The sequence below is a fragment of the Chitinophaga sp. 30R24 genome (assembly GCF_049056765.1).
Lineage (GTDB): Bacteria > Bacteroidota > Bacteroidia > Chitinophagales > Chitinophagaceae > Chitinophaga.
The window spans coordinates 62,754-75,362 of sequence record NZ_JBJGXX010000012.1 but is presented as its reverse complement, the minus strand read 5'-3'; the positions used below and the strand labels follow the sequence as shown (position 1 = coordinate 75,362).

The following is a 12,609-nucleotide window of genomic DNA, read 5'->3' as shown; positions in this document are numbered from 1 at the left end:
GTTTTATAGCGGAGTATGTGGAAATTTATCCTTTTACTTTTTATATATGTTCAACTGATTACTGCAGTTGGGTATGCTCAATCCTACGGATTACGCTTTTCCAGCCATGAAGTAGTACAGGAGAAACGAACAACGCTGCATTTAACGTCATCCGGTCCCCTATGCTTTAAAAAAAATGGGGAAATCTCTTTTGAGCTGAATTTTTTGCCGTATAAGGAAACTTATTTTGGATATGTGCTGAGATTAATTACGGCTAATAACCAGAATATTGATCTGGTATACAACCAAAAGGAAAGAACATTTAATTTTCTGATAGGGGAAAGCATTTCTCAGGTGTTTACAGTGGATTCGCTTGACCTGTTCGGGAAATGGACGCATTTTACCATCCGGTTCGATCTGCAACAAAATGAGGTGGCCTTACTGGTTAACAACCGGCCTATTTGTAACGGGCCTGTCAGGTTCAGTGTGCCGCTGTGTTTCCGGGTATTTTTCGGTGCCAATAGTTATGAAGGTTTCCAGACGGTAGATATCCCGCCTATGAACTTACGGAATGTGGTAGTGAAAGAAGGGGAACAAACTCGTTTCAACTGGCCGCTGTCTGAAAATACGGGTAATGTCGCTATTGATCTAGTGGAAGGGAAGAAGGCGACGGTCAAAAATCCCAATTGGATAGGGCCCCGGCATCGCAATTGGAACCTGGTGTATACCAGGGAAATTAATGGTAACCCTAGCATAGCATTCAACAGAAATGACGAAATAGTATATATAGTGTCGGCAGATTCTTTATATGCAATCTCATTTAAGAGCGAACAACAGGATGCCGTGAAGTTGTCGCAACGGCTGGATAGTCTGATGCCCGGTAACCAGTCTGTTTATAATCCCTTCAACAACCGGCTGTATAATTTTTATATAGATCAAAAAAGGGTGGGGGTGTATGACCCTGCCACCCGGAGGTGGGAGGTAAGCTATCCACCAGACCCACTCACTGTTTATTGGCAGGCGAATAAATTTATTTCCAGGAAGGATTCTTCTCTCTATATTCTCTGTGGATATGGGCAATTGCAATATAAAAATACGGTACAACGCTATCATATACCCGACCATAAATGGGACTCCATCATTACTACTGGCGAACGCCTGACACCCCGTTACCTGGCGGCTGTGGGCGCTAATGCCGATGGAGACACCGCGTTTGTACTGGGGGGATATGGCAGTAATAGCGGCAACCAGGTGGTTAATCCGCGTCATTACTACGATCTGTTGGCTTATCACGTAAAAGACCATTCCTTCAGTAACATTTACCACCTGCCTGAACCATCTACCCAATTTTGTTTTGCCAACAGCCTTGTAATAGACCCTGATGGAAGGCATTATTATGCCTTGATCTTCCCCGACGATAAGTTTAATACTTCCCTGCAACTGATCCAAGGCTCTTTGGAGGAACCGCAGTATGCGCCGCTCGCTGGCACTATTCCTTATTCTTTCCACGATATCAAATCTTTCGCCGACCTGTATTATTGTAAAGACAGCAAGAAGCTGGTGGCAATCACCTTATATACTTCTAAAGACAATATCACGGAAGTAAAAGTATATACCCTGGAATTTCCGCCAGATGTTATGGTGGTCACGAATGCAGGGCTGCCCGGATTACCCGGTTGGTATTATTTCCTGGCGGTAGTCCCTCTGATGATATTGATGATCGCTTTCTTCTTAAGAAGAAGGCGCCGTAAACAGGCTAAACAGGTACCGGCCCCAGTGTTGCCGGTAATCAATAGTGTACATGATGCTGCTTCCGAAGAACAGGCGGTTGCGCTGCCTGTTGCAGTGCCGGAAGAAGAAGCCTTACCGGATCCGGAAGCAGAAAAGAGGGGCAATGTTTGGTGCTTTGGCCCCTTTGAAGTACAGGATAAAGAAGGGCAGGATATTACCCGTTTTTTTACGCCATTGCTAAAAGAGCTCTTCCTGTTGATAGCCATCAATACTATTCGCTCTGGTGGTAAAGGCATTGCTTCTGATAAGCTATATGCTACGCTGTGGCGTGATAAGTCGAACAAGGAAGCCCAGAACAACCGTTCTGTGAATATGGTAAAGCTGAAAGCCATACTCGATAAATTAGGGACCTGTGCTTTCGTTAAGGAAGCCGACAGGTGGAGCTTGCAATATGATCCGGCAGAAATAGACATGGACCTGGCCAGTTTCCAGGTGTTGTTGCAGCTGCCAAGGCCTTTGCAACAGCCATCTTTGCGGGGATTATTAAAAATACTGCACCGGGGCTCTTTCCTGCCCGATACAAATTATACATGGTTGGAAGATATCCAGTCGGAAATTTCCACCCAGGCGCTGGATATACTTACCGAAGCTGCTGTACAGTTTAAAGCAGATCCTGAACTGCTTATTGAAATTGCAGACAGCATTTTCCTGTTTGATCCGGTAAATGAAGAAGCACTGCGCCTGAAATGTAGCAGCCTTATCGCTCTGGGCCGTCATTCCCTGGCCAGAACTACCTTCAATAAATTCTTAAAGGAATACCAGCATATGTACGGAGAGGATTTTCCATACCCTTTCAATGCGTTTTCCGGCGATAAATAATCATTATACCCATACCCTTTTTTCAGTGGCTTAGTCATTTCGCAAAACAAAATAACAATTGTTTGCAGCTGACTAAGCCACTTTTTAATTTGTTATTAATCATTAATTAAGCATAGCAGGATATTTCTTCCTGGTTATAGTGGTGGTTAGTGCATTATTAGTGCTGTTATTAAGGTATACCCTATAAATTGCATGAAAATGAATAAGACTCGATTCCACGACTATGGCACTCAGGCCGTTTTATTACAAAATAGGAGGATGCTGATGATTAAGCTCGTCAGCATTCTTTTTCTTTTTATAATATTGGCGGTATTGCTTCCTGATGAACAACCTCAAGCCATTAATTGGGTACTTACAGGCATTTATTCCCATACCATAGTGAGATATGCCAAAGAGTTATTGCCTTCCCTGAATAGCACCTGTGCATGATTAAAATGTTTTATTAGTTAAACTATACTATATTGAATTTCTCTTTTGAGTATAAACCTTTTAGTGAATGAAAAAAACAACATGGAAGTTGTGCAGCCTTTTGTTGCTGTCGCCCTTTATGTATTTGTCTGGCGCTGCTAAGGCCACTGTGGCGGATACTATTCCCGGACCTAAGCAAAATATAGATCTGATAGACCCTACTATTGGTAATGTAGGACAGTTACTGGAGCCTACCAGACCTACTGTACAATTACCCAATCAGCTGATACGCTTTACTCCACAGCGGAAAGATTATATGGATGACCAGATATCCAACTTCCCGCTGACGATCGTTTCACACCGGCTTGGACAGGTGTTTTCTATTAAGCCCAGTGTGGCGCCGGTAGACAAAGCTGCCTGGCAAACAAGAATGGCTTATGATCATAACCTGGAAATTAACAAGCCCTGGTATTATTCTACCTGGTTGCTCAATGACGAAGTAAACATCGAGTTTACTGCCGGAAAAAAAGCAGGTTACTACCGTTTCCGTTTCCCGGAAGCAAAAAATAAATCCTTGTTATTGGGTGTATACAACGACGGTGAGGCTACGTATAGTTTCCTGCCAGGTAATGTGATTACCGGAATGGAAACTTACAATGGTTATGTAAAGGTATATATGTATGGTGTGTTCAGTGAGGCCGGTAATCCTGGTGTAATTGAACAAGGCCAGTTGACCAGCAAGAAAAGCATTGCGGGTAAAAAAATTCAGGCCTGGATTAGTTTCCCGGCTACTACTAAGGAAGTAACCTTTAAATACGCTATCAGTTACATCAGCCCCGAACAGGCAAAGAAAAATTACGCGGAAGAGATCAGCCAACAACAGTTCGACGAAGTAGCTGCCAGCGGTCAGCAAACCTGGGCTGATGTAATGAACCAGGTGAAAGTACAAGGCGGCACCCTGGCGCAGCAGCGTTCTTTCTATACTGCTTTGTACCGTTGCTATGAAAGGGCGGTGGATATTACTGAAGATGGTCAATATTACAGCGGCTTTGATAAGAAGGTGCACCAAGACTCCCGGCCTTTTTATGTAGATGATTGGTCCTGGGATACCTACCTGGCGCTGCATCCATTGAGAATGATCCTCAACCCGTCCAGGGAAGAAGACATCCTTGAATCATATGTACATATGTATGAGCAGAGCGGCTGGATGCCTACTTTCCCGGTATTATTCGGCGACCACGTTTGTATGAATGGTTTCCATTCTTCTGTGGTAATGCTGGACGCCTACAGAAAAGGGCTGCGTAAATTTGATGCGGAAACAGCTTACCAGGGTATGCGTAAAAACGCTACATCGGCTACAATGTTACCATGGCGTAATGGTCCTGGTACTGTATTGGATGATGTGTACCGCACCAAAGGCTATTTCCCTGCCTTACACCCAGGTGAAAAAGAAACTGTAGCGGAAGTACATCCTTTCGAAAAAAGACAGGCGGTAGCAGTTACCCTGGGCGGCGCATACGATGACTGGGCGCTGTCTGAAATGGCTGGCGAACTGAATAAGAAAGCGGATCAGCAATTGTTTGCACCAAGGGCCTACAATTATAAGCACCTCTGGAACGCTGATCAGCAATTTTTCCTGCCAAAAGATAGCAATGGTAATTGGATTGATATCAATGTAAAATATGATGGCGGTGTAGGTGGCCGTGATTATTATGATGAAAACAATGGTTGGACTTACCTCTGGCAGGTACAACAAGATATCCCCGGGCTGATTGGCCTAATGGGCGGTAAGCAGGCTTTCGAAAACAGACTGGATCAACTGTTCCGTGAACCGCTGGATATGTCCCGTTATACTTTCTGGAACAAATTTCCAGATGCTACGGGCCTGGTAGGCCAGTATTCCATGGGTAATGAACCTAGCTTCCACATTCCTTACCTGTATAACTTTACCGGCGCTCCCTGGAAAACGCAGGAGCGTATACGCTTCCTGCTGGACGTGTGGTTTAAGGATAATATATTTGGTATTCCGGGAGATGAAGATGGTGGCGGTATGTCTGCTTTTGTGGTATTCTCTTCTATGGGTTTTTATCCGATTACGCCTGGTAAGCCAGTGTATACTATTGGCAGCCCCGTATTTGAAAATGTAAGCATTGCATTGCCTAACAAGAAGCAATTTACCGTTATTGCGCACAATAGTTCTGTTGTAAATAAATACATACAGTCGGCCAGGTTCAATGGCCAGGAGCTGAATAATCCAACGTTCACCCATCAACAACTGGTAGACGGCGGTACATTGGAACTGTTCATGGGGCCTAAGCCTAATAAGAGCTGGGGCGTACAGTAATCTTTCCATAACTGAAAATATTATGTGATATTTTTAGTATTGGCTTGTTGTTCGCTGCAAGGCATCAACAAAGATGGTGTGGCTTTGGAGCCGAAATGAAGCGGGTAGTAGAGCCGGGCATATTTAAATTAATAGGTAGGCAGTTCCTCTGCCGATATACGCCTGACAGATAGTTTGCAGGTGAAGTAAGTGAGCACTTGTAATATTGATGAAGACAAAACAAAGGCCGCAGCAATGCGGCCTTTGTTTTTGTGGTAATATCCTCGCCTGAAATGTATCTTTGCCTGAAATTATAGGGATGTCCCACAACCTGATCGTTACTCTGCAGTTGGATACGGAAACCACCGCTTTTCTGAACAGACAGCGCAAAAAATATTATCCGGCGCATGCCAACCGGGTGGCGGCGCATCTAACATTATTTTATTGCCTGCCTGTAGCGGCGGAACAGCTGATCACCCATACGTTATTGGAGACAGTGGCTGCACAGCCAGTTTTTCCCGTTGCTATTAGTGAGGTACAGTTGTATGGTAACTGGGTGGCCTATACGCTGCAATCTGATAAGGTAAAAACATTGCATGCCACGCTGCAATTACAATGGGAATCCTGGCTCTCCAAGAGGGACCAACGGCCATTTTATCCGCACATCACTGTTATGAACGGATCAACCGCATTTAAGGCACAACAAACCTATCAGGAGCTGGAACGAAGTTTTTATCATATAGCCGCCACCGTTACAGGTATACAGTTATGGCGTTACCGTAAGGGGCCGTGGGAGCCAGTTGCCACGTATTCTTTTGCAGAATAGAAAAAACAAAGTTTTTATCTTTGCAGCAGTAAAATATCTATCCGAAAACTATACCTATGGAAAAACGCTACTTCCTTGTCAGCCTACTGCTGACCTTTTCCTTTTTTACAACGATGGCCCAACAGGGACCGCAATCAGCTATTAATCCTGGCAGCAGGGCCAAAGCGGCCATACAGTTTGCTAAAGTGCTTAACGATGCCGCTAGCGTATATCCGCCACAGTTATCTTACCTAACAGAAGCCGGCGCCAGGATTGAATCTTCTTTCCGGGTAAGTGAAGATGGGATGTTATCGGTGACGTTTCGCTATCCGGTAGAAACCAGTTTTACATTGTATCGCCTCATCGCTCCGGTGAGTGCTATCAAGGGTGTTTTTTATGACGAATACATTGGGCTGGAGTTTGAAGGTAACGTAGTGAAGGTAGCTGAAAGTGAGAAGGGCAGCCGTGAGCTGGTAGAAAACAATATGCTTTCGCTGATGCACATTGCAAAGCCGGGCGAAGGTCCTGCGGGCGAGCGCCTGAAAGTAAAAATGGAACAAGCGTTACAAGCGTTCCGGGAAAGCTATAAGTAGTTCATGTTTATTGACGTCATTACAGCCTGAAATCAGTGGATGCGTTCCGGAAAACATTCCGGAGCGCATTTTATTAATGCGCTATGAGGCCAGTGGTTCCGGGACTTGTTTACTCATGTAGCTGATAAAAGTCCATATTTCCAGCACCTCTTCAATGGCCACAGTAGTGGTTGCATAGTTTGGATTCAGTGAATGGAGCGTAAGTGTACCGTTTTGCCGGATATGATTGCCTACTATTTTGAACACAATATCTTCTTCGCCGCCTCTTAACACCAGGATGCAGGGCATATTGTTTTTAAGCATAGACCAGTCTTCCAGGTATTGTGCAATGATATGGCTGCCATCGGGAATGGGTGCCATCGAATCACCGCTGATCGGGAACATGCGAATGGTTTTGCCCCGTGGCAATTCGGGTAGGGTAAACCGTGGCAGTGCAGCAATGAAGTCCGGATCGCTGAAACCGTTGCGGTAGCCCGCTTTAGCGCGTGCCGGCACGTATTCCATATTTTCTTCGTTGTTGTCGTCAACGGTGATCGGCAGTATCCGTAAATGTTTTCCGGCAAGGTCTATCTTTTTCCCGGCTTCCAGCTCCAGTAACAGTGCTTCCGGGATACGGGAAAGATCTGTTTTGATCATTATATCGATGTCGATCATAAAATAGCCGGCAATCAGCACCAGGTCTTCCATTCTTGGATTGCGGGTTTTACCACTTTCCTGCGCCGTGATCTTGTATTTGTTCAGTCCCAGTAAATCAGCCAGATGTTGTTGTGAGATCTTCTTTCGTGTCCGTAATAATTTAAGGTTTGCGGCCCAGAAAAGAGGCTGTTTGCTCATGCTTTATATATTTATAATATATTATATTTATAATTGACAGGAGCAAATGTAGGGCTTTTTAATTATTCTGGGGTAGTAAAAGGCTGTTGAGTTGTTGCATCAGGGAGGCGCCTTGCAGGTTTTTATTAAAGATAGTGCCAGAAGAATCTATCAGGTAATTTTGTGGAAGGGTTTTAATAATATAGACTTTAGCCGCCTCATTTTTATCGGTATTGGGATCGGAGAGGTTGGTCCATACGAGGCTGTCTTCCTGAATGGCTTTCAGCATATATGACCGGTCTGCGGGAGGGTCGAGTGCAATGCTGATAACGGTAAAATTTTTATCCTTGAATTTATTGTAGGCTTCCCGGACATATTGGTGTTGCTGTCTGCAGGGCTCAAGCCACGAGCCCCAGAAGTCGAGCAATACGGTTTTCCCTTTAAAATCGGATAGTTTCACTTTGTTGCCGTTGATATCAGGTACTTCAAAGTTGGGAGCAACGGAGCCGATTATCAGGTTTTGGGATTGCGCAATTTCTGCTGCGAAAGATTTGCCTTCAGGCGTATTTTGTACTCTTTCAGACAGTTTTTTAAACAAGGGGCCTATTACGTCGGGGTTTATCTGAACGCCTGCGAGTTCTTCTAATATTTCCAGGCTGAAGTAAGAGTCGGGGTTTTCGGCAACATATTTTTGTTGGAGGAGTTTTTTTGCTTCGATGGCGACTTTGTACCGTTGGGCCATCTGTTGCTGAAAGTTTTTATCTGCTTTTTGAGCGCTGGAGGCTTGTTGATAAGCTTTGTTTATCTGTGCCAGTGGTTTATCGACAGATTTAAAGAAGTTTTTAAAATCTTTTTGTTGTTTATTGAGGGGAGAAATGACGTTGGCGTTACTGATATTATCTTCTGCTTCCAGGTTAATAGTACCTTTTTCCAGGTAAAATATCTTTATATCTGTATCAGGAGGTAACTGCATATAATTTATGCCGCCGCCTTTGTGATCAAGTATCAACATGGTGCGGACCGGGCCATCTACCATCCCTTCGAAGGAGAAGGCACCGTTGTTGATAGCTACAGAATCTACTATCAGTTTATCATTCTCCATTCTATTTAAGTAAACTTTTTCGGGGCCATTTTGTTTGTTTAACTTTCCATTCAACGTAAATTTTGCGGGTTGTGCCATTATGAGGCAGGGCCAACTTAATAGGGCCAGAATTGTTATTTTTTTCATAAGATGGTAATCTGCCGCTAAAAGTATTTATTTAATTTCTTCAATTCATATTGTAAAATACTTGTTAAGCCGTAATAACGAGATATTATGAGCCATCAGAGTAAGTCACCACACATTCTTAATACATCAACGAACCTGTTGGGTTTTTGTTTAATTGTACTGACCTCCATTAAGGTAGCCCGGTTTAATCAGACGACTATTATTGACGATTTTACCGGTGTGGCAGCCATTCTGTTAATGGCCAGCTGCCTGTTATCCTTTTTATCACTAAAGAGCCGGCAGCCAAGACGAAGCGAGCGCTTAGAACAGGTGGCGGATTATACCTTTTTAGTTGGATTGGTTTGTATTAGTATAACGATCGTTCTCGTATCTTTTAATGTTTTGACATGAGTGTAGCTTTGTAAAGCAAATGAAAGCTTAACCGTTTGGTAAAGTAGCCTGGAATGGCGACGGGACGGCCGACAGCCATCAATTGAAAGACTGATTTTTATCAGTTGATAGAATTATTTTGCCATAATATTACATTATTCCTTAATTTTATCAGATTTATTCCTTAATTTATCGCGGTTTCGATAAAAAACGAGAAGAAGATAACCTATCCTATGAGGCTGATGATCTGGCTGATTTTTGCTTTGGTACCTTTGTCTGTTTATGGACAGACAGCACCGCCGCCAGCACAACCGGCAAAAAAAGGGAATCGCGAAACCGAATTCCAGATGAAGGAAGGTAGCTATCTGGCATTTGCACAGGTAAATCTGAGTCTGGGAGAAATAGGCTTCCGGGTGGAAGTAGCCTCAGAGCATAAGAGAAGTAATGCCCGTTTGGAATTCCGGATCGACAAACCCAAAGGAAAAATTATTGGTACGCTTGATATACCTTATACTGGCGATAGCACCTACGCATTGAAATTAACCGGTAACCTACGGCATGCAGAAGGTGTACACGATTTATACCTGGTAGCCAGAGGCGCTATGCCATTTAGTATTACTTCTTTCGGCTTTATCTACAATTATTAGTATAGTCTTTTACGTTAGTCAGAAAAAAGTTGCTGTTTTTTTGGAAAAATAAAATAGCTGCTTATCTTTGCGCTCCCTGACACGATATCAGTTGCCCAGATGGCGAAATTGGTAGACGCACTGTGTTCAGGTCGCAGCGCCTGCAAGGGTGTGCTGGTTCGAATCCAGTTCTGGGCACAAAAGTGGACAAATCGAAAATTGCTTCGGTTTGTCCATTTTTATTTTCGGTAAAACCCACGTCCAGCATATATATTAGCTTAACGGCTTCGTTAAGCCGTGCGGTTCGATAATTGATTCCGTCAAAAGTGAGTTTTTCAGGGAAAATCGAACCAATGATTTGCCGCTTCTTCTTTACATCTCCGTCTTTATAAAGCTGGTCAAGGGTTACAAGGGATTTTACTGCTTTATCCAACAAGGATTCTATATTATTTGTATTCTTAGCAGCCTCCATTAATTTGGCCTCCAGTAGGATAATTCTTTTTTCGCTCTCGGCTTTGATTGCCTTATAGTCGGTAGCATCAATTTCTTCTTTTAATAGCAGTTTCCTCGCTTTTGCTATATCGTTTTGAGCTTCATTTAATTGATCGGTAATTTCCTTTGCTTCACTACGATGGCCTTTTGCTTGGGCTTTATACGCTGAATTAACTACAACTTTGTATGATTCTGCCATGCCTGCGCGGGGAACAAATTTGCGTAGCTCTTTTGAAAAGAGATCATTTGCCGCTTCTGCTTTGAAACGTGCACCGCATGATGATTTACAATGATAGTAATAATAAATTCCGTTTCTGCCCCGTGAAGCGCTACCTGTTAATAAATGACCACATTTAGGACAAAGCAGGTGGCCCCGCAGTTGCATGATTTCCTGTGAACCCACTTTAGTACGGTAATTCTTTTTCTTGCCATCCAGTAAGTCCTGTACTTCGTAAAATAATGCCTCTGATATAATGGGCTCGTGCAAACCGGGGACATGTGTACTTGGCTCGTCCTTATAAGCAGATAGATAAATCTTCCCGCAGTAAACCGGGTTTCTTAGGAGATTCTAGAAATTAGTTTTACAACATCTAATACCTTTTAAGCGGGCTTCTCTGTAAAGTTGTTCTACTTGATATTGTCCGGTTACCATCATATTAAATACCCATTTCATAATACCGGCATATGGCTCTACAGGGGCTATGTACTTCCGCATGTCCTCCGTTATCTTATTAGCATATCCTACTGGCGCAGGTCCCATCCAACGACCTTCTTTCTTAGCCCTACGCATCCCATATAATACATTTAATGCTCTCCGGTCATTCTCCACTTCGGGGGCCGCCAGATATACTGCCAACATTATTTTATTTTCCGGAACGGCCATATCTAACGGTTGTTCTATGGCCTGTGGCTCTATTCCTAACCTACGCAGAACGTTAATCATTTGGTAGGTGTCACCAGCATTACGGCTAAATCTATCCCATTTGGTGAATAGGATAACATCTATCTGGTCTTTCCGCTTTTTCAGATCTAAGAGCATATTACGCCACTCCGGCCTATCAAATGTCTTGGCAGAATGATCTTCAAAAATTACCTTGCGAATAGATATTTGGTTATTATGGCAATATTTGCGTAACCTTTCCTCTTGGTCTCTTTGGGAAAAACCTTTGTCTGCCTGCTCATCAGTGCTTACGCGGATGTATAAATCTGCCTTCATCTTCCTAAATACGTGTTTATGGCTATATTAGCCAGTTTATACATAAATTCCAGAATAATCTTAGCTTCTTCTATTGTTACATGCGCACCATGTTTTCCTAGTATTTCTACTATTTTTTCGGGGGTAATTGTCTCCATTTTACATCATCACATTAATCAGTTTCACAAAACCCTATGGAGGGAAATACTTCTTCATAACGAATATAAGTATTTTGTTTTGTTATTTTATGTTTTACCTAAACTTTTTTATAAATTTTATCAAATTTTATCGATCTTTACTAATGTTGGTAAGAAATAGTATGTTTTGATACTGTTTGTGTTGTAAAACAATGATTGCGAAATGATTGTTATGCATTTGTACACAAGTAAGTATAAAATCGAATAAAAATGACTAAAACCTACAAGGTTAGCTATAAAACATATTTCAATGAACGGCTTAAACAAGTGTCCTTTCATGGAAAACTTACCTATCCGCTGTATATACAGGTAACATTTGACAGAAAGACGATCTTTTTTAAGAGCTACTATTTTGAACTATTTTCTAAACCCCGGTACTTTTTATCTGTAGCGGGTTTGACAGGTGGTCCGTCTATTGAAGATATTATTAAAAAAGAAAATTCGTTAATTGATTTCATTATTGACAAAAACCTATCAGACTTTTCTTTAGACCTGTTTAAACAGGAATATGGCTACTATAGCAAAGATCTATGTGACGTAACGGAAGACGGTTTTATTGATTATATGTACGTCTTTTTTCAAGATAAGGGAATGCCGGCATTTGCTGTCATGGTACAGCAAGGTAGTAGATTTCGTATTGTCTATGATGTAGTACGGGATATGAAAAGGGCTTTTAATAAGCCTTTGTATGATGAATTGGTAGAAAATTCGTTTTACTATGCCCCGCCATACCTTCCACTATACGGCTTTATGCAGCAAACAAAGAAGTGGCCAATGTTAAGCCTTACTGTGCTGGAATGGGAGGATGAAAAAACAAAATCCCAGTTCGCAGACTATGTGCAGAAATATTATCCCAATATGGATTTAAAAGAGGTAATGGAACAGGTGAATAAGTGGCTTGACCACTTAAGGAAGGAAACGATACAGACAGGCGAATGAAGCGTTTGAAATTTCAAACGCTTCATTCGCCT

10 protein-coding genes, 1 tRNA gene and 1 pseudogene are annotated in these 12,609 nt (G+C 42.6%); 8 read left to right on the top strand and 4 right to left on the bottom strand.

The genetic code is table 11. From position 1 onward, the window contains the following. Positions 1 to 234: 234 nt before the first annotated feature. The 5 genes from ACDQ55_RS18750 to ACDQ55_RS18730 all read left to right on the top strand — a co-directional run bounded on the left by ACDQ55_RS18750 (position 235) and on the right by ACDQ55_RS18730 (position 6,718). Positions 235 to 2,589 (top strand): hypothetical protein, encoded by a 2,355-nt coding sequence (locus tag ACDQ55_RS18750; RefSeq protein ID WP_420983031.1) that lies wholly within the window; start codon positions 235 to 237, stop codon positions 2,587 to 2,589. Positions 2,590 to 2,787: 198 nt separating this feature from the next. Continuing rightward, positions 2,788 to 3,018, top strand: a complete 231-nt coding sequence (locus ACDQ55_RS18745; protein WP_420983030.1) for a hypothetical protein — start codon at positions 2,788 to 2,790, stop codon at positions 3,016 to 3,018. Between the two features lie 67 nt (positions 3,019 to 3,085). Then, positions 3,086 to 5,341: a GH92 family glycosyl hydrolase gene (locus tag ACDQ55_RS18740; RefSeq protein WP_420983029.1), complete on the top strand. Its 2,256-nt coding sequence runs from the start codon at positions 3,086 to 3,088 to the stop codon at positions 5,339 to 5,341. Between the two features lie 298 nt (positions 5,342 to 5,639). Then, positions 5,640 to 6,146: a 2'-5' RNA ligase family protein gene (locus ACDQ55_RS18735; RefSeq protein WP_420983028.1), complete on the top strand. Its 507-nt coding sequence runs from the start codon at positions 5,640 to 5,642 to the stop codon at positions 6,144 to 6,146. Between the two features lie 56 nt (positions 6,147 to 6,202). Then, entirely contained in the window at positions 6,203 to 6,718 is a 516-nt protein-coding gene (locus tag ACDQ55_RS18730) for a hypothetical protein (protein WP_420983027.1), read from the top strand. 81 nt (positions 6,719 to 6,799) lie between these two features. Here ACDQ55_RS18730 and ACDQ55_RS18725 read toward each other — a convergent pair whose 3' ends face one another. Beyond that, complete coding sequence (locus tag ACDQ55_RS18725) at positions 6,800 to 7,552, bottom strand: XRE family transcriptional regulator (protein WP_420983026.1); 753 nt, start codon at positions 7,550 to 7,552, stop codon at positions 6,800 to 6,802. A 58-nt stretch (positions 7,553 to 7,610) separates the two neighbouring features. Continuing rightward, a complete protein-coding gene (locus tag ACDQ55_RS18720) occupies positions 7,611 to 8,711 on the bottom strand; it encodes a redoxin domain-containing protein (protein WP_420983025.1) in 1,101 nt (366 codons plus the stop codon). 650 nt (positions 8,712 to 9,361) lie between these two features. Between ACDQ55_RS18720 and ACDQ55_RS18715 the strand changes: the two genes are divergently transcribed. Then, positions 9,362 to 9,775 (top strand): carbohydrate-binding protein, encoded by a 414-nt coding sequence (locus ACDQ55_RS18715; RefSeq protein WP_420983024.1) that lies wholly within the window; start codon positions 9,362 to 9,364, stop codon positions 9,773 to 9,775. A gap of 93 nt (positions 9,776 to 9,868) precedes the next feature. Continuing rightward, positions 9,869 to 9,952: transfer RNA gene (locus tag ACDQ55_RS18710), tRNA-Leu, on the top strand. A 733-nt stretch (positions 9,953 to 10,685) separates the two neighbouring features. On the opposite strand, the pseudogene ACDQ55_RS18705 reads toward ACDQ55_RS18710, so the two are convergent. Together ACDQ55_RS18705 and ACDQ55_RS18700 are read right to left on the bottom strand one after the other, a co-directional pair. Next, positions 10,686 to 10,802, bottom strand: a pseudogene (locus ACDQ55_RS18705) (recombinase family protein); the annotation flags it as partial. Positions 10,803 to 10,814: 12 nt separating this feature from the next. Continuing rightward, on the bottom strand, positions 10,815 to 11,462 hold the full coding sequence (locus ACDQ55_RS18700) for a recombinase family protein (protein WP_420983023.1): 648 nt from the start codon (positions 11,460 to 11,462) through the stop codon (positions 10,815 to 10,817). A gap of 386 nt (positions 11,463 to 11,848) precedes the next feature. On the opposite strand from ACDQ55_RS18700, the gene ACDQ55_RS18695 reads away from it, so the two are divergent. Beyond that, complete coding sequence (locus tag ACDQ55_RS18695) at positions 11,849 to 12,577, top strand: hypothetical protein (RefSeq protein ID WP_420983022.1); 729 nt, start codon at positions 11,849 to 11,851, stop codon at positions 12,575 to 12,577. Positions 12,578 to 12,609 lie beyond the last annotated feature (32 nt).